Here is a 17,003-nt window from a genome sequence, read left to right as displayed (position 1 = left end):
CGGGACCTCGTGTTCAACTGGCGCTATTCCTTCTTGGTCGCCCAATGGAACATGACCAGATTGTCGGCGCGCTGCGGCAGGTTGACCTTCTTCGACACGCCCCAGGCCAGCGCCTGCTGGTGCAGCGGGATGTAGGACCAGTCCTTGTTGCCGATTTCGTAGGCCTGCTTGATCAGCTGGTTGCGCTTGGCAGTATCGGTTTCGACCAGCACCTTGTCGGTGATGGCGTCGAACTCCTTGTTGCAGTAGCCGCCGAGATTGGCCTCGCCGCGTGAGGATTTCGCATCGTCGCGGCAGCCCATGATGTCGTAGAGCACGTTGTGGGAGTCCATCGTGCTCGGGGTCCAGCCCAGGAGGTAGAACGAGGTCTGGTAGCCGCCCTGCTTCAACACCTTGGCGAAGTACTGCGCCTTCGGCTGCGCCAGCAGGTTGATCTTGACGCCGATGCGGGCCAGCATGCCGACGACGGCCTGGCAGATCGCGGCATCGTTGACGTAACGGTCGTTCGGACAATCCATCGTGACCTCGAAGCCATCGGGATAGCCGGCTTCGGTCAGGAGCTTCTTGGCTCCATCAGGGTCGAATTTCGGCCGCGTGAACTCCTTGGACAGTGCGAACAACTCCGGAGCGATCATCAGCGCCGACGGCGTCGACAGCTCGCGCATCACGCGCTTCTTGATCAGCTCGATGTCGATCGCCTTGTAGAAGGCCTCGCGGACGCGGACGTCCTTGAACGGGTTCTTGCCCTTGATGTTGGAGTAGAGCAGCTCATCGCGCATCTGATCGAAGCCGATGAAGATGGTGCGCAGCTCTGGCCCCTTCAGCACCTGGGCGTTCGGGCTGGAATCGACGCGGGAGATGTCCTGGATCGGCACCGGCTCGATGACGTCGACTTCGCCTGAGAGCAGCGCAGCGACGCGGGTTGCGTCCGAAGCGATCGGGGTGAAGACGATCTCCTTCAGGTTACCCTCGACCTTGCCCCAGTAATTGGGGTTGGCCTTGAAAACCGTCTTCACGCCGGGCTGATGGCTTTCGATGGTGAACGGACCGGTGCCGTTCTCGTGGAGAGAGGCATAGCTCGGCGTGGTCGCCGCCACCGGCGTCGGATCGACGACGTTGTTCTCCTCGGCCCATTTCTTGTCCATGATGTACCAGACATCCCACGAATTATGCAGGATGGGATTGGGCGATGGCAGCACGAAGTCGACGGTGTAGTCGTCGACCTTGACGACCTTGACGTCGGGCGCAAGGCGGGTCTGCATATTGGACCCTTTCTTGCGGACGCGATCGGCGGAGAACACCACGTCGTCGGCGGTGAAGGGGTCACCGTTGTGGAATTTCACGCCTTTGCGCAAATGGAAGCGCCAGCGGGTCGGCTCCGGGGTTTCCCAGCTTTCCGCCAGCGCCGGAATGATCTTGAGGTCCTTGTCGCGCGCGGTGAGGCCTTGATAGACGTGACCGAGATGGGCGTGGGTGGTGCTTTCGTTGAGCGTATAGGGATCAAGGGATTTCAGGTCACCCTGGTTGGCATAACGCAGCGTCTGGCTCGACGCCGGCGCGACCGTCAACGCAAGCGTACCGGCGAGCGTCGCCGCAAACAGACTTCGACCGACTGACATTCTTGACCCTCTCCACTCTACCGTGCCGATGATTTTTGATTGTTCGGCAGGGCTGATTGATCCATGTTGCCCAGAGTTCTCGACCGGTGCAAGCGCCATTCCAGCAAGGAACGCGCCAAGTTGCACCGCTGTGCAGCAATGCTGACCGTGCCGCCTGGCATGGAGGACCGCGTCTTTCGACTTTGGTTGACTATATCGGCCGATTGCGGGACGGGGCATGTCGCGCCTGCATCAGGTCGCTTGCGTCGCACCACAACTCGCGGCGATACTGCCGACAGGCCGCTCGAATCTCATCCGGAGGGGACATGAAAGTTAATATCGAAATCGACTGCACCCCCCTCGAGGCCCGCCAGTTCTTCGGTTTGCCTGACGTGGGGCCGATGCAGACGGCGGTGATGGACAAGCTGCAGCAGCAGGTGCTCAGCAACATCGAGAAGGTCTCGCCGGAATCGCTGATCCAGAGCTGGTTCACCTTCGATCCCAAGATCGCCGAGCGGTTTCAGGACATGTTCGTCACGATGGCGGGCCTCGGCGGCACGCGCAGCAGCGACAAGAAGAAATAATGCCGTCCGGGCCGGACGGGCGGCAGGCGCCGGGCGGGCTCCGTCCGCCGGGCCTTGCCCTGCTGCTTGCAGAAGCGCGCGGCCTGTTCGAATTCAATGCGAGCCTGCTGCTGTCGCCAGTCCTGATGCGCGCGCCCAGGGGTGACGGTCATCCGGTGCTGGCGCTGCCGGGCTTTCTGGCCAGCGACCTCTCGATGGCCCCGATGCGGCGCTATCTCGCCGAGCTCGGCTATGAGGCACATGCCTGGCGGATGGGCCGCAATCTCGGCGGGCTGGGGCGGATGCGCCAGTCGCTGCGCACCCGTCTGGCCGAAATCCATGCTGCGAGCGGACGCAAGGTCAGCCTGGTCGGATGGAGCCTCGGCGGCGTCTATGCTCGCGATCTCGCGCTCCAGGCGCCCGACATGGTCCGCTATGTCGTGACGCTCGGTAGCCCTTTTGCCAATGACGTGCGGGCGACCAACGCCACGCGGCTCTACGAGGCGCTGTCAGGCGAGCGGGTCGAGGATTTCGCCGAATTGCGCGAGGCGATCGCCGGCGATCTTCCGGTGCCGGCGACGTCGATCTATTCGCGGGCCGACGGTGTCGTGAACTGGCGAACCTGCTTGCTGCGTCCCTCCGACCGTGCCGAGAACATCGAGGTGCATCTGGCGAGCCATATCGGGCTCGGGGTGAACCCTGCGGCGCTGTGGGCCGTGGCCGACCGCCTGGCGCAGCCGGAAGGGGAATTCTCGCCATTTGACCGGGCCGGGCCGTTTGCCATTGCATATGCCCCGCCGGAACAGGCAGTATCGGCCTGACGAGAAGCGCCGGCCAAGGCGCCCGTCAAATCTTGCGGGAGGGAACTATGGCTGACGGTAAGAAGCTGTCGTCGCTGGACGCGTCGTTTCTCTATCTGGAAACGCCGGAGATGCCGATGCATGTCGGGAGCATGGCGATCTTTCGCCTGCCCGACGACTACAAGGGCGACTTCTTCGAAGACTTCAAGGCGATGATCGTGTCGCGCCTGCACATCGCGCCGATCCTCAAGGCGCGGCTGGAAAAGGCGCCGCTCGACATCGATCATCCCTCCTGGGTCGAGGACGATCAGTTCGACATCGACCGCCACATCTTCCGCGCCAGCCTGCCGCAGCCGCGCGACCGCGCCACGCTGGAGCGCATCGTCGGCTGGATGCACGCCAAGCTCTTGAACCGGGCTCGCCCGCTCTGGGAGTTCTACGTGTTCGAGGGCATGAAGGACAACGAGGTCGGGCTCTATTCGAAGATGCACCATGCCGCGATCGACGGCGGTGCCGGTGCCGCCCTGACCAACATGATCTACGACATCTCGCCGATCCCGCGGAAGGTCGATCCGCCGGCCGCGGGATCCAAGCCTGGACAGGAGCCGCGTGACATCGCCGCCAACCTGCTCGATTCCTATCAGCAGCTGTTCAACCAGCCACTCGACGCGGGCAAGGCCGCCCAGAATCTGCAATTGCCGCGCACCGGCAAGAGCGACATCGGCTCGATCCTGTTCGACAATGCGATGTACCAGATCGAGAGCGCGGTGCGCTTTGCCGGCAATATCCCGACCATGGTCAAGAGCGTCTCCGAGGTGCTTGGCAAGGTCGCCGATCCGAAGTCGCGCGAGAGTCTCGCCAGCATGGTGTCGCCGCCGACCATGCTCAACAAGACCATCTCCTCGGAGCGAAGCTTCGCCGGCGTCTCGATCCCGCTGTCGCGGGCAAAGGCGCTGGCCAAGCAGGCCGGCGGCAAGCTCAACGACGTCGTGTTGGCGCTCGCCTCCGGCGTGGTCCGGCGTTACCTGAAGGAGTACAGCACGCTGCCGGCGAAATCGCTGACCGCGGCGGTGCCGATCTCGCTGCGCGAGGAGGGCAACACCGAGGCCAACAACCAGGTGTTCGGCATGATCTGCGCGATCGCGACCAACATCGACGATCCCAAGGCGCGGCTCGAAGCCATCATCGCGCAATCGAGCAAGTCCAAGGAGATGTCGCACCCCTTGCGCGCGCTGATGCCCCAGGTCTCCAACATCTCGATGCTCGGCGCGCCGATCATGGTGCAGATCCTGGCGCTGCTCTACAGCCGCTCGAACCTGTCGGACGTGCTGCCGCCGGCCGCGAACATCACGGTGTCCAACGTGCCGGGGCCGCGGCAGACGCTCTACGCTGCCGGCGCGGAGCTGTTGCACATTTTCCCGGTGTCGATCTCGACGCACGGGCAGGCGCTCAACATCACCGTGCAGAGCTATCGCGACCAGCTCGATTTCGGCTTCATCGTCGGCGCCAACATCATTCCGCATGTGCAGGTGATGTGCGACATGCTGCCGGAGGAGTTCGCCGCGCTGGAGGCGGCCTACGCGCCGCCGGCGACCGACATCAAGGGTGCCGCTGAGTAGGAATGGTTCGATGATTGAAATGCCACCGCTCAAGTTCGTGCAGACGAACGGAATCCGCATGGGCTATTACGAAGCTGGCCCGAACACCGACATGCCGCCGATGGTGCTGTGCCACGGCTGGCCCGAGCTCGCCTTCTCCTGGCGTCACCAGATCAAGGCGCTGAGCGAGGCCGGCATCCGCGTGATCGCGCCCGACCAACGCGGTTATGGCGCGACCGACCGGCCCGAGCCGGTCGAGGCTTACGACATCGAGCACCTGACCGGCGACCTCGTCGGGCTCCTCGATCATTTGAATATCGACAAGGCAATCTTCGTCGGTCACGACTGGGGTGGCTTCATTGTCTGGCAGATGCCGTTGCGCCACATTGAGCGGGTTGCGGGGGTGGTCGGCATCAACACGCCTCATACCAACCGCGCCTGGGCCGATCCGATTGAGCTCCTGCGCGCGCGCTTCGGCGACAAGATGTACATCGTGCAGTTCCAGGATCCGGCGCGTGAGCCCGACAAGATCTTTGGCAGTCGCGTCGAGCAAACCTTCGATGCTTTCATGCGCAAGCCGGTGCCGCGCCCGCCCGACGCGCCGGCAGAGGAGGTGGTTGCCGGCGTCGGCGCTTCGCCGCGGGTCAATCTGGCGTTTCCGCAAATGATTGCTGCCTATGATGCGAAGCACGATCCGCGCACGCCCATCCTGTCACCGGAAGAGAAGAAGGTGTTCGTCGACAATTTCACCCGGACCGGCTTTACCGGCGGCATCAACTGGTACCGCAACATGTCGCGCAACTGGACGCGTGCCGAAGGGCTCGATCATACGGTGCGGGTGCCGTCGCTGATGATCATGGCCGAGAACGACGCGGTGCTGCCGCCGTCCTCCGCCGATGGCATGGACAAGCTGATTTCCGATCTCGAGAAGTATCTGGTGAAGGACAGCGGCCATTGGACGCAGCAGGAGAAGCCGGAAGAGGTCAGCGCCAAGCTGATCGAATGGCGTAGAAGGCGGTTTGGGTGAGGACGCAGACGTCATCCCGGGGCGATGCATAGCATCGAACCCGGGATCTCGAGATTCCGGGTCTGGTCCTTCGGACCATCCCGGAATGACGCAAGGCAGGGGGAAACGCACGTCAATGTCATCCAACAACCGTCTGGACCCAATCCCGCATCCGCCGACCAAGCCTGTGGTCGGCAACATGCTGTCGCTGGACTCGGCCGCCCCCGTGCAGCATTTGACGCGGCTCGCCAAGGAACTCGGTCCGATCTTCTGGCTCGACATGATGGGCTCGCCGATCGTGGTCGTCTCAGGCCACGATCTCGTCGATGAACTGTCTGATGAGAAGCGTTTCGACAAGACGGTGCGCGGCGCGCTGCGGCGCGTGCGCGCGGTTGGCGGCGACGGCCTGTTCACGGCCGACACCCGCGAGCCGAACTGGAGCAAGGCGCACAACATCCTGCTCCAGCCGTTCGGCAACCGCGCCATGCAGTCCTACCACCCGAGCATGGTCGATATCGCGGAGCAGCTTGTCCAGAAGTGGGAGCGGCTGAATGCCGACGACGAGATCGACGTCGTCCACGACATGACGGCGCTGACGCTGGACACCATCGGCCTGTGCGGTTTCGAGTATCGCTTCAATTCGTTCTACCGGCGCGACTACCATCCCTTCGTCGAGTCGCTGGTGCGCTCGCTCGAAACCATCATGATGACCCGCGGCCTGCCGTTCGAGCAGCTCTGGATGCAGAAGCGGCGCAAGACGCTCGCCGAAGACGTCGCCTTCATGAACAAGATGGTCGACGAGATCATCGCCGAGCGGCGCAAGAGCGCGGAGGGGATCGACGACAAGAAGGACATGCTCGCCGCGATGATGACTGGCGTCGACCGTTCGACCGGCGAGCAGCTCGACGATGTCAACATCCGCTACCAGATCAACACGTTCCTGATCGCGGGCCATGAGACCACCAGCGGCCTGTTGTCCTACACGCTCTATGCGCTGCTCAAGCACGCGGACATCCTCAAGAAGGCCTATGACGAGGTCGATCGTGTCTTCGGCCCCGACGTCAACGCGAAGCCGACCTACCAGCAGGTGACGCAGCTCACCTACATCACGCAGATTCTGAAAGAGGCGCTGCGGCTGTGGCCGCCGGCGCCGGCCTATGGCATCTCGCCGCTGAAGGACGAGACGCTCGGCGGCGGCAAGTACAAGCTCCGGAAGGGCACCTTCACCACCATCCTGGTGACGGCGCTGCATCGCGATCCCAGCGTCTGGGGACCGAATCCGGACGCCTTCGATCCCGAGAATTTCAGCCGTGAGGCGGAGGCCAAGCGGCCGGTCAATGCCTGGAAACCGTTCGGCAACGGCCAGCGCGCCTGCATCGGCCGCGGCTTTGCCATGCACGAGGCCGCGCTCGCGCTCGGCATGATCCTGCAGCGCTTCAAGCTGATCGATCACCAGCGCTATCAGATGCATCTGAAGGAAACTCTGACGATGAAGCCGGAAGGCTTCAAGATCAAGGTGCGTCCGCGCGCCGATCGCGAGCGTGGCGCCTATGGCGGGCCCATCGCGGCTATGTCCTCGGCGCCGAAGGCGGCGCGCCAGCCGACGGCCCGGCCCGGCCATAACACGCCGATGCTGGTGCTTTACGGCTCCAATCTCGGCACCGCCGAGGAACTCGCGACGCGCATGGCTGATCTCGCCGAGATCAACGGCTTTGCCGTGCATCTCGGCCCGCTCGACGATTACGTCGGAAAGCTGCCGCAGGAGGGCGGCGTTCTGATCATCTGCGCGTCCTACAACGGCGCGCCGCCTGACAACGCGACGCAGTTCGTCAAATGGCTCGGCGGCGATCTGCCGAAAGATGCCTTCGCCGGCGTGCGCTACGCCGTGTTCGGCTGCGGCAACAGCGACTGGGCTGCGACCTATCAATCGGTGCCGCGCCTGATTGACGAGCAATTGTCGTCGCATGGTGCGCGCGCGGTTTATCCGCGCGGCGAGGGCGATGCGCGCAGCGATCTCGACGGCCAGTTCCAGAAATGGTTCCCGGCGGCGGCCCAGGTCGCGACGAAGGAGTTCGGCATCGACTGGAATTTCACCCGCACTGCCGAAGATGATCCGCTCTATGCGATCGAGCCGGTAGCGGTCACAGCCGTCAACACCATCGTCGCCCAGGGCGGTGCTGTCGCAATGAAGGTGCTCGCCAACGACGAGCTTCAGAACAAGGGCGGATCCAATCCATCCGAGCGTTCGACGCGCCACATCGAGGTGCAGCTGCCGTCCAACGTCGCCTACCGCGTCGGCGATCATTTGAGTGTCGTGCCACGCAACGATCCGACCCTGGTGGATTCGGTCGCCCGCCGCTTCGGCTTTCTGCCCGCCGACCAGATCAGGCTTCAGGTCGCCGAGGGCCGCCGTGCGCAATTGCCGGTAGGGGATGCCGTGTCGGTCGGCCGCCTGCTCAGCGAGTTCGTCGAGCTGCAGCAGGTCGCGACGCGCAAGCAGATCCAGATCATGGCCGAGCACACCCGGTGCCCGGTCACCAAGCCGAAGCTGCTCGCCTTCGTCGGCGAGGAGCCTGAGCCGCTCGAGCGTTACCGCAGCGAGATTCTAACCAGTCGCAAATCGGTGTTCGATCTGCTGCTCGAATATCCCGCCTGCGAATTGCCGTTCCATGTCTATCTGGAAATGCTTTCGCTGCTGGCGCCGCGTTATTACTCGATCTCGTCCTCGCCGTCGGTCGACCCGGCGCGCTGCAGCGTCACGGTCGGCGTCGTCGAAGGGCCGGCCGCCTCCGGCCGCGGCACCTACAAGGGCATCTGCTCGAACTACCTCGCCAACCGTCGCGCGGGCGATGCGATCTACGCCACCGTACGCGAGACCAAGGCCGGCTTCCGGCTTCCCGACGATCCCTCGGTGCCCATCATCATGATCGGCCCCGGCACGGGCCTCGCGCCGTTCCGCGGCTTCCTTCAGGAGCGGGCGGCGCGCAAGGCGAAAGGCGCCACCCTCGGACCCGCGATGCTGTTTTTCGGCTGCCGCCATCCCGATCAGGATTTTCTCTACGCGGACGAGCTGAAGGCGCTGGCGGCGAGCGGCATCACGGAACTCTTCACGGCGTTCTCGCGCGCGGACGGACCGAAGACCTATGTGCAGCACCTGCTCGCCGCGCAGAAGGACAAGGTCTGGCCGCTGATCGGGCAGGGCGCGATCATCTATGTCTGCGGCGACGGCGGCAAGATGGAGCCGGACGTGAAGGCGGCACTGGTCGCGATCCATCGCGAGAACAGCGGCAGCGACGCGGCCGCAGCTGCGCGCTGGATCGAGGAGATGGGGACGAAGAACCGGTATGTGCTGGACGTCTGGGCGGGTGGGTGATTGTTCGCCCGATCATGCTAAACGTCCCTCATGATTCCTTGGGAAAAAATCGATACCGCCAAGATCCCCGGCTCCGACGAGGAGCTCCGCTTGATGCGGCGGGGCAAGGAGTTTTCCATCAAGCTCGGCACCAACGAGCTGATGAACAACCGCCTGTCGGGCTCGGAGGCCGCGCTCGCAACGCTCGCGGCGAAGCAGATCGAGACGGTCGCAAAACCCGTCGTCCTGATCGGCGGCCTCGGCATGGGCTTTACGCTGCGTGCAGCGCTGGCGGTGCTTGGCGCCAAGGCGAAAATCGTGGTCTCCGAGCTCGTGCCTGCGGTGGTCACCTGGGCACGTGGACCGATGGCGGAGGTCTTCGGCGATAGCCTCGATGATGCCAGGGTCAGCATCCGGGAAACCGATGTCGGCGAAGTCATCCGTGCCAAGAGCGCGGCCTTCGACGCTATCCTGCTTGACGTCGACAACGGCCCCGAGGGGCTGACCCGCAAAGGCAATGATGCGCTCTACAGCGCAAGCGGGCTGGCGGCGGCGAAGACAGCACTGCGGCCGGGCGGCGTGCTCGCCGTCTGGTCGTCGGGACCCAATCCCGCCTTCACCAAGCGCCTTAAGCGCGCGGGCTTCGACGTCAATGAAGTCGCCGTCCGCGCCACCGGCAGAGGCGGCGGCGCGCGCCACGTAATCTGGATGGCGAGGAAGAGTTAAGCCGCCTGCGCGGCCGCGCCATGCGCGTGCTTGTCGATGGCGCCAATGATCTCGGGCCAGAACCGCATCGGCAGCGCGTGGCCCATGCCCTCGATCATCAACAGTTTTGCGTTCGGGATTGACGCCGCCGTGTCCTTGCCGCCCTCGGGCCGCACCAGCGGGTCGACGGTGCCGTGAATGACCAGCGTCGGCGCCTGCACGGCGTGCAGCCTTTCCTTGCGACTGCCGGACGCCAGCACGGCGCGGAGCTGGCGGCCGACGCCGGCTGGATTGAGCCCGCGCGCGAACACGCGCTCGGCGCGTTCAGGATCGAGCGCTTCCTCCTCCGGAAAATGTCCGGCGCGCAGCACCTTCCAGGTTTGGCCGTAGCGGACGATGAACTCTTCCTTGCTGCGCGGCGGCGGAGCCATCAGCATTGCGGCGGCCTCGCGCGTCGGCGGCGGCACGCGCGGATTGCCTGTCGTCGACATGATCGAGGTCAGCGAGCGCACGCGCTGCGGGAACGACAGCGTCACCTCCTGCGCGATCATTCCGCCCATGGACGCACCGACAAGATGCGCCGACTTGATGCCGAGCGCGTCCATCAGCCCGACCGTGTCTTTCGCCATGTCGATCAGCTTGTAAGTCGCGGCGACGGGAATCCTGAAGAAGCGTAGCTTGAGCAGCTCGAGTGGCGTCAACCGCTTGCCGCCCGTCAGATGGCTCGACTTGCCGATGTCGCGATTGTCGAAGCGGATCACGCGGAAGCCGCGTGCGGCAAGCTGCTCGCAGAACGCATCGTCCCAATGGATCATCTGGGCGCCTAATCCCATGATCAGCAGCAGCGGCTCGGCATTGTCGTTGCCAAAAATCTCGTAGCAGATGTCGATGCCGTTGGCGCGGACGGTCTGGGGCGGCTGATGGGTCGTCACAGGCGTTCCCTCAAGCGTTTGACTGATGCTGTATCGCACGGTTTCCCGTTGCAATGAAAGCCGCACGCGGCACCGAGCCGCTGCTTGCCGGTTGACCGGCACGGCGCAACGGTGTGGTATGGCGGAAAAAGAAGGGCATCGAAGCTCTCGACATCTGGAGGACGCCGATGACCGACAAGACCAATGACCCGGTCGCCATGTGGCAAAAGATGGTCGGTGAGATGGAGAAGGGGTTCAACTCCTTCGCCAACCAGGCCATGTCGTCACCCGAGTTTTCGCAGGCGATGAACCGTGCGGGGGGAGTTGCTGCAGGTGCTCAGAAGCAACTCGGCGAACTCATGGAGAAGTATCTGGTCTCCATGAACCTGCCGAGCCGGGAGCAGGTCACAGGCCTTGCCGAAAGGCTGCAAGCTATCGAAGGCCAGATCGGTGAGATCAAGTCGCTGCTGAGTCAGATGGCTGCAAGTGCCGGCGTGTCTCAGGGGGCCGATTCCGCATTGCGGCCGCCACGCACCAAGCGTCCGCCGTCTGAGGGCGGAGAGCAGGCATGAATGCAGCTCCCGGACTTGATTTCGCATCTATCCCGGAACGCATCCAATCCGAGGTGCAGCGCGCCATCCAGCGCAGCATCAAGGGCGTCGAATATTTCTCGACCTCGGGGCCGTCACTTGGATCGACGCCTAAGGATGTGCTGCATTCGCGCGGCACGATGAGCCTCTATCACTATCGGCCGATGTCGGACGAGATCTACCGTGTGCCGGTGCTGATCGTGATGGCGACCACCAACCGCGGCTACATCCTCGACCTCGTGCCCGGCCAGAGCTTTATCGAATTCCTGCTCAAGCGCGGTTACGACGTCTATATGCTCGACTGGAGCGCGCCACGGCCGGAGGAGAAGAGCCTGCGGATGGAGGACTATGTCCTCGACTTCATCCCGGATTGCGTCCGCCGGGTGCAAGCCGATTCCGGCGAGCAGGACGTCTCGGTCATCGGCTATTGCTTCGGCGGCGTGCTGTCGCTGCTCTACGGCGCGATCCACAAGGACGGGCCGATGAAGAATTTGATCTGCTTCACCACGCCGATCGACTTCCGAGAGATGAAGCTGTTCTCGAACTTCTCCGACCGTCGCTATTTCGACGTCGACCATCTCGTCGACAGTGTCGGCAACGTGCCGCCGGAGATGATCCTGTCCTCGTTCGAGATGTTGCGTCCGGCCTCGCGCACGGTCAGCCAGATCCAGCTCTGGGAAAACATCTGGAACGACGAATTCGTCAAGTCGTACCGCATGTTCGACCGCTGGGCGACCGACACACTGCCGCTGGCTGGCGAGTATTTCCGCGCCATCACCAAGGACCTGATGTGGGACAACAAGCTGTTCAACGACACCATGTCGGTCGGCGGCCGGCCTGCGAAGCTCGACAATATCAAGGTGCCGATCCTGCATGCGGTGGCCGAGCACGATCACATCGTGCCGTATGAGGCCGCCAAGCACCTGATCGCGAAGATTGGTTCTGCGGACAAGGAAGAGGTGATGCTGAAGGGCGGTCACGTCTCGCTCGTCGCAGGAGCCAACGCCGTCAAGCGGCTATGGCCGAAACTGGATTCCTGGCTAGGGAAGAGATCGACATGAGCGAGCAGCGTTCGTATCCGCGCCACGTCAAGACCGACGCCGGCGATATCGAGATTCGCCTGATGTCGCCCGCGGATGAAGCCGCGGTGCTCGCCTTCGGCAAAGGCCTGCCGACCCACGATTTGCTGTTTTTGCCGCGCAATATCAGCGAACCGAAGGTGCTGTCGGCCTGGGTCAAGGAGATCGAGCGTGGCGCGATTACGAGCCTGCTTGCGGTTAGGGACGGTAAGGTCGTCGGCTGCGGCACGCTGGTGCGCGATCCGCACTCCTGGTCACCCCATGTCGGCGAGATCCGCATGGTCGTCTCGCTCGACGTTCGCGGGAAGGGGGTAGGGCGGGCGCTGTCGCAGGAGACCTTCGCGCTCGCGCTCGGCGCGGGCCTGGAGAAACTTTCGGTTCAGATGACGGTCGACCAGCAGGCTGCGATCGCCGTGTTCGAGAGCCTCGGTTTCAAGGCCGAAGCGCTGCTGCGCGACCATGTCCGGGACGTCAACGGCAAGACCCACGACATCGTCGTGCTCGGCCACAACATCGCGCAGGTCCAGGCCCAGATGGAGGCCTACGGGCTGCCAGGCGCCGTCCAGCACTAGGACCGCCGTCCAGCCACCGCGGTCCGACCACTCTAGGGAACCCGCTTGGCCAGGGAGGCATCAGATTGCCGCCCGTTAAGGCTGTTCACAGTTTCGTGATATCGCAGTGCAATATGAATATTGCATCGCACAATTAACTATGCCATATAAGCCGTGCCCCGGGCCAATGCGGACGGGGTGAGCCCATAGCTCAAACCAATGAGGATGGAGAGAACCCCATGACCACTGAAACCAACACCGCTTTCGAGGGCTTCAAGGACGCTTTCAAGAACATCCAGAATCTGGAAGTTCCCGAGGCCGCCCGCGAGTTCGTCAAGAAGACCGCCAACACCGCCAAGGATCGTGCTGCCGAGGCCTTCGCAGGCTCCGAGCGCGTGACCGCCGCCGTCGAGAACGCGGTGACCGAATCCGTCGCTGAGGCCGGCAAGATCAGCCGCAACATCCAGCAGGCGATCTATGACGACGCCCAGGCGTTCTTCGCCGGCATCGACAAGCTTGCTTCCGCCAAGTCGGTCAGCGAAGCCGTCGAGATCCAGTCGAGCCTGCTCCGCGCCCGCGGCGAAGTGTTCGTCTCGCGTGCCAAGGCGACCGCCGACTATTTCGGCCAGCTCGCCGCCAACGGTGCGAAGTCCGCTCAGGACAATTTTGCCAAGGTCTACAACAAGACCGCCTGATCCGGCGCCCTGAGTGAAAACTGAAATTTGAGGCCCGCTTCGGCGGGCCTTTTGTTTCTGCGCTGTCGTCATTGTGACTGACCGTCATTCCGGGGCGCCCGAAGGGCGAACTCTGGTGCGCAATTGCGCACCAGAGAATCTCGAGCTTCTCAGGTGCGCAAGAGCGCACCATAGTTCGATGCTTCGCATCGCCCCGGAATGACGTAATCTCCCATCCGTCATGAATGCACCCGCCACCTTCTCCTTCGACACTCCCGGCGATGCCGAACGCGCGGCCGAGCTGCGCCGCGTGAAGGCGCTGGCGACGCTGGTCTTGGCCGCGACGCTTCTGCTCTTCATCGTCGCGAAATGGCTGCTGCCGGTGCATCCCGTGTTCGGCTTCATCGCCGCCTTCGCGGAAGCCGCGACCATCGGCGGGCTTGCCGACTGGTATGCCGTGGTCGCGCTGTTCAAGCGGCCGCTCGGCCTGCCGATCCCGCATACCGCGATCATCCAGAGCAACCAGGCCCGGATCGCCGACAAGCTCGGCGAATTCATCCAGGTGCATTTCCTCGAGGCCGGTCCGGTCGAGGCCAAGCTGAAGGAGATCGATTTCGGCTCCTTCGTCGCCGACTGGCTGCGCGACCGCAAGCGCAGCGACGATCTCGCGCGCTTCGCGCTCCGCCTGTTGCCGGAAGCCGTCTCGGCGACGGAGAGCTCGGGCCTGATGACCTTCATCATCCGCCGCATGTCTTCGCAGCTCCAGGCCATCGACCTCGCCCCGCTCGCGGCCGGCACGTTGCGCGGCTTCGTGGCGGAGGGACGCCATCAGATCCTGTTCGACGATCTCCTGCGCGTGATGCACGAGACGCTGAACCAGAAAGAGACGATGGGGATGATCCGGGAGAAAGTGCGCGCGGAATTGCCAACCCTGCTGCGGCTCTATCGCGCGGACAAGTTTCTGGTGAACAAGATCGTGGCGTCCGCCACCGCCTTCTTCAATGAAGTGCGCAGCGATCCCAAACATCCGTTCCGCGGCGAGTTCGATCGCATGGTGCTGAGCTTCGTCGACCGGCTCGGCACCGATCAGGCCTATATCGACCGGATCGACGGGCTGAAGCGCGATCTGCTTGCGCGGCCCGAGCTTGCCGATCTCGCCCGCACCGTCTGGGCCAACACGCGCTCTTTCATCGAGCGCAGCGCGAGCGGCGAGACGCAGGTGCTGCAGCATCATCTCGCCGGCATGTTCGTCGCCGCAGGAGAAGCGCTCGCGGGCGATGCCGAGCTGCGCGGCGAGATCAACAAGGGGCTGGTAACGGTGCTGCGCAGCTTCGTCGCCGACCAGAAAAGCGGCGTCTCCATCTTCATCTCCGACCAGGTCAAGGCGTGGGACATGGCGCAGTTGATTTCGCTGATCGAAATCAACATCGGGCGCGACCTGCAATACATCCGCTTCAACGGTTCGCTGATCGGTGGGCTCGCCGGGCTGGTGCTCTACTCCGTAGAATACCTGCTCCGATTGCTGTGACTTTTGCGTCACGGACGTTAGCATTAACGCGCGGGCCTATTGTCGCCCCGCGACTCTCCCGCTTGAATGTCGGGAACCGGCCGCCTAGCTGATTCATGCTGCACTGCGGAACGATCAAGAAGCCGGCGTATTGGAATTCATGCCCATTTGCCGGCATCGCGCCCGGCGTCTTCTCAGGGGAAACATTGATGACCGCTACTGCCCAGACGCTGCGTCCGCCGTCGAGAACACTGATGTTTCTGGAAGGGCGCGCGATCCACGAGTTCGGCGCGTTCCTCGGCGCGCTGCCGCTGCTGAGCCTTGCGCCGCGCGGCGATGGGCATCCGGTGCTGGTGCTGCCGGGCCTCGTGGCCTCGGATGCATCCACGCGTGCGTTGCGGACGTTTCTGACCAGCAAGGGTTATGCGGTGAGCGGTTGGCGCCAGGGCCGCAACTATGGTCTGCGCGAGGGCGTGCAGCATGCCATGGTAGATCTGGTCGAGGAGCTCAGCGACACCCATGGCCGCAAGATCAGCCTGGTCGGCTGGAGCCTCGGCGGCCTCTATGCCCGCCAGCTCGCCAAGATGATGCCCGACCGCGTGCGCCAGGTGATCACGCTCGGCAGTCCCTTCGCCGGCAATCCCCGTTCGACCAATGCCTGGCGCGTCTATGAATGGGCGAGCGGTCGGAAGTCCGACGAGGTCGATCCGCGGTTCGGCGGCGAGCTTGCCGCTCCGCCGCCGGTGCCGACCACCGCCATCTTCAGCCGCACCGACGGCGTCTGCGCCTGGCAGGGCTGCATGGAAAAGACGGGCACCCAGACCGAGAGCATCGAGGTCGAGAGCAGCCATTGCGGCATGGGCCATCATCCCGCCGTGGTCTATGCGGTGGCCGACCGGCTCGCGCAGAAGGAAGGCCAGTGGCGGCCGTTCGATCGTAGCGGCTGGCGTAGCCTGGCCTATCCCGATCCGCATCGGTAGTGCGCTTCTTCACCTCGCCCCGCTTGCGGGGAGAGGTCGGATCGCATCGGAGATGCGATCCGGGTGAGGGGGAGTCTCCGCGACTCCCACTCTCACCGAATGGGCGGAGGCTCCCCCTCATCCCGACCTTCTCCCCGCAAGCGGGGAGAAGGAGAAGTGGCGTCGCTCCCCTCCATTGTCGCGCCCGCATCAAACGCGCTATGCCTCGGGCATGGCGCATCCGTTGTCCCGCATCATCGACCAGCTCAAGCGTGAACCGTCGCGCACCGGCTCCATCGTCATCACCGTGTTCGGCGATGCCATCGTGCCGCGCGGCAGCTCAGTGTGGCTCGGCACGCTGCTGGAATTCTTTCAAGGGCTCGACATCGACAGCGGCGTGGTGCGCACCGCGATGTCGCGGCTCGCCGCTGACGGCTGGCTGACGCGCGAGAAGGTTGGCCGCAACAGCTTCTATCGGCTGGCCGACAAGGGGCGCCAGACGTTCGAGGCCGCGACGCGCCACATCTACGATCCGCCGCCATCCGACTGGACCGGACGCTTCGAGCTGCTGCTGATCGGCAATGGTGAGGACCGCGACGCCTCGCGCGACGCGCTGCGCAATGCCGGCTTCGGCAGTCCGCTGCCGGGCGTCTGGGTCGCGCCGTCGGGGGTGCCAGTCCCGGATGAAGCTTCGGGCGCGATCCGTCTCGAGGTCTCGGCGGAGGACGACAGCGGGCGTCGACTGCTCAGCGCAAGTTGGCCGCTGGATCGCACCGCGGATGCCTATCTGAAATTCATGAAGACGTTCGAGCCGCTGCGCGCCGCGATCGGCCGCGGCACGGATCTGTCCGAGGCCGACGCCTTCACCGCGCGCATCCTCTTGATCCACCACTACCGCCGCGTCGTGCTGCGCGATCCGCTGTTGCCCGAAAGCCTGCTGCCGACGAACTGGCCGGGCAGGGCCGCACGGGACCTGTGCGGCGAAATCTATCGTGCGCTGCTTGCCCCCTCCGAACAATGGCTTGATGGACATGGAACCAACGAAAAGGGACCATTGCCGCCAGCGCGGAAGCTGCTGGAAAGGAGGTTCGAGGCCTGAGTTTTATGTTA

At 63.9% G+C, this 17,003-nt stretch carries 15 protein-coding genes; 13 read left to right on the top strand and 2 right to left on the bottom strand.

Annotated features, from left to right (window positions below; all coding sequences use genetic code 11):
• Positions 1-23: 23 nt before the first annotated feature.
• A complete protein-coding gene (locus BM190_RS23670; protein WP_018315572.1) occupies positions 24-1,619 on the bottom strand; it encodes an ABC transporter substrate-binding protein in 1,596 nt (531 codons plus the stop codon).
• A 305-nt stretch (positions 1,620-1,924) separates the two neighbouring features.
• Here BM190_RS23670 and BM190_RS23665 point away from each other — a divergent pair, with 305 nt between their 5' ends.
• From BM190_RS23665 to BM190_RS23640, 6 genes are all read left to right on the top strand, one after another.
• Entirely contained in the window at positions 1,925-2,182 is a 258-nt protein-coding gene (locus BM190_RS23665) for a DUF6489 family protein (protein ID WP_028135213.1), read from the top strand.
• Positions 2,182-2,982 (top strand): esterase/lipase family protein, encoded by an 801-nt coding sequence (locus BM190_RS23660; RefSeq protein ID WP_092259579.1) that lies wholly within the window; start codon positions 2,182-2,184, stop codon positions 2,980-2,982. Before BM190_RS23665 ends, BM190_RS23660 begins: the two co-directional genes overlap by 1 nt.
• A 47-nt stretch (positions 2,983-3,029) precedes the next feature.
• A complete protein-coding gene (locus tag BM190_RS23655; protein WP_092259577.1) occupies positions 3,030-4,580 on the top strand; it encodes a WS/DGAT/MGAT family O-acyltransferase in 1,551 nt (516 codons plus the stop codon).
• Between the two features lie 10 nt (positions 4,581-4,590).
• Complete coding sequence (locus tag BM190_RS23650) at positions 4,591-5,586, top strand: alpha/beta fold hydrolase (RefSeq protein ID WP_092259575.1); 996 nt, start codon at positions 4,591-4,593, stop codon at positions 5,584-5,586.
• Between the two features lie 115 nt (positions 5,587-5,701).
• Positions 5,702-8,938, top strand: coding sequence for a bifunctional cytochrome P450/NADPH--P450 reductase (locus BM190_RS23645; RefSeq protein WP_092259573.1), 3,237 nt, complete (start codon positions 5,702-5,704; stop codon positions 8,936-8,938).
• Between the two features lie 30 nt (positions 8,939-8,968).
• On the top strand, positions 8,969-9,643 hold the full coding sequence (locus BM190_RS23640) for a spermidine synthase (protein ID WP_092259571.1): 675 nt from the start codon (positions 8,969-8,971) through the stop codon (positions 9,641-9,643).
• Here the strand turns inward: BM190_RS23640 and BM190_RS23635 are convergent.
• Positions 9,640-10,554, bottom strand: coding sequence for an alpha/beta fold hydrolase (locus tag BM190_RS23635; RefSeq protein WP_092259569.1), 915 nt, complete (start codon positions 10,552-10,554; stop codon positions 9,640-9,642). The two genes, BM190_RS23640 and BM190_RS23635, sit on opposite strands and share 4 nt — an antisense overlap.
• Positions 10,555-10,721: 167 nt before the next feature.
• On the opposite strand from BM190_RS23635, the gene BM190_RS23630 reads away from it, so the two are divergent.
• The 7 genes from BM190_RS23630 to paaX all read left to right on the top strand — a co-directional run bounded on the left by BM190_RS23630 (position 10,722) and on the right by paaX (position 16,992).
• The gene (locus tag BM190_RS23630; RefSeq protein WP_026201523.1) at positions 10,722-11,105 is read left to right on the top strand and encodes a hypothetical protein; all 384 of its coding nucleotides are present in this window, start codon (positions 10,722-10,724) and stop codon (positions 11,103-11,105) included.
• Positions 11,102-12,184, top strand: a complete 1,083-nt coding sequence (locus BM190_RS23625) for a PHA/PHB synthase family protein (RefSeq protein ID WP_018315581.1) — start codon at positions 11,102-11,104, stop codon at positions 12,182-12,184. The genes BM190_RS23630 and BM190_RS23625 overlap by 4 nt, the downstream gene beginning before the upstream one ends.
• Positions 12,181-12,774, top strand: a complete 594-nt coding sequence (locus BM190_RS23620; protein ID WP_177237249.1) for a GNAT family N-acetyltransferase — start codon at positions 12,181-12,183, stop codon at positions 12,772-12,774. Before BM190_RS23625 ends, BM190_RS23620 begins: the two co-directional genes overlap by 4 nt.
• 218 nt (positions 12,775-12,992) lie before the next feature.
• Positions 12,993-13,448: a phasin gene (locus BM190_RS23615; protein WP_092259565.1), complete on the top strand. Its 456-nt coding sequence runs from the start codon at positions 12,993-12,995 to the stop codon at positions 13,446-13,448.
• Between the two features lie 220 nt (positions 13,449-13,668).
• Complete coding sequence (locus BM190_RS23610; protein ID WP_092259562.1) at positions 13,669-14,955, top strand: DUF445 domain-containing protein; 1,287 nt, start codon at positions 13,669-13,671, stop codon at positions 14,953-14,955.
• Between the two features lie 188 nt (positions 14,956-15,143).
• The gene (locus BM190_RS23605; RefSeq protein ID WP_177237248.1) at positions 15,144-15,914 is read left to right on the top strand and encodes an esterase/lipase family protein; all 771 of its coding nucleotides are present in this window, start codon (positions 15,144-15,146) and stop codon (positions 15,912-15,914) included.
• A gap of 211 nt (positions 15,915-16,125) precedes the next feature.
• The gene (gene paaX, locus BM190_RS23600) at positions 16,126-16,992 is read left to right on the top strand and encodes a phenylacetic acid degradation operon negative regulatory protein PaaX (protein WP_018315586.1); all 867 of its coding nucleotides are present in this window, start codon (positions 16,126-16,128) and stop codon (positions 16,990-16,992) included.
• The last annotated feature ends 11 nt before the right edge of the window (positions 16,993-17,003 follow it).

This window comes from Bradyrhizobium sp. Rc3b (assembly GCF_900114915.1).
Taxonomy (GTDB): domain Bacteria; phylum Pseudomonadota; class Alphaproteobacteria; order Rhizobiales; family Xanthobacteraceae; genus Bradyrhizobium.
The sequence above is the reverse complement of the archived record's forward strand: the minus strand, read 5'-3'. Positions and strand labels throughout refer to the sequence as shown.

Bases quoted from the DNA above. Each gene is read 5' to 3' on its own strand.
- BM190_RS23670 (WP_018315572.1), bottom strand. From the start codon at position 1,619: ATGTCAGTCGGTCGAAGTCTGTTTGCGGCGACGCTCGCCGGTACGCTT.
- BM190_RS23665 (WP_028135213.1), top strand. From the start codon at position 1,925: ATGAAAGTTAATATCGAAATCGACTGCACCCCCCTCGAGGCCCGCCAG.
- BM190_RS23660 (WP_092259579.1), top strand. From the start codon at position 2,182: ATGCCGTCCGGGCCGGACGGGCGGCAGGCGCCGGGCGGGCTCCGTCCG.
- BM190_RS23655 (WP_092259577.1), top strand. From the start codon at position 3,030: ATGGCTGACGGTAAGAAGCTGTCGTCGCTGGACGCGTCGTTTCTCTAT.
- BM190_RS23650 (WP_092259575.1), top strand. From the start codon at position 4,591: ATGATTGAAATGCCACCGCTCAAGTTCGTGCAGACGAACGGAATCCGC.
- BM190_RS23645 (WP_092259573.1), top strand. From the start codon at position 5,702: ATGTCATCCAACAACCGTCTGGACCCAATCCCGCATCCGCCGACCAAG.
- BM190_RS23640 (WP_092259571.1), top strand. From the start codon at position 8,969: ATGATTCCTTGGGAAAAAATCGATACCGCCAAGATCCCCGGCTCCGAC.
- BM190_RS23630 (WP_026201523.1), top strand. From the start codon at position 10,722: ATGACCGACAAGACCAATGACCCGGTCGCCATGTGGCAAAAGATGGTC.
- BM190_RS23625 (WP_018315581.1), top strand. From the start codon at position 11,102: ATGAATGCAGCTCCCGGACTTGATTTCGCATCTATCCCGGAACGCATC.
- BM190_RS23620 (WP_177237249.1), top strand. From the start codon at position 12,181: ATGAGCGAGCAGCGTTCGTATCCGCGCCACGTCAAGACCGACGCCGGC.
- BM190_RS23615 (WP_092259565.1), top strand. From the start codon at position 12,993: ATGACCACTGAAACCAACACCGCTTTCGAGGGCTTCAAGGACGCTTTC.
- BM190_RS23610 (WP_092259562.1), top strand. From the start codon at position 13,669: ATGAATGCACCCGCCACCTTCTCCTTCGACACTCCCGGCGATGCCGAA.
- BM190_RS23605 (WP_177237248.1), top strand. From the start codon at position 15,144: ATGACCGCTACTGCCCAGACGCTGCGTCCGCCGTCGAGAACACTGATG.
- paaX (WP_018315586.1), top strand. From the start codon at position 16,126: ATGGCGCATCCGTTGTCCCGCATCATCGACCAGCTCAAGCGTGAACCG.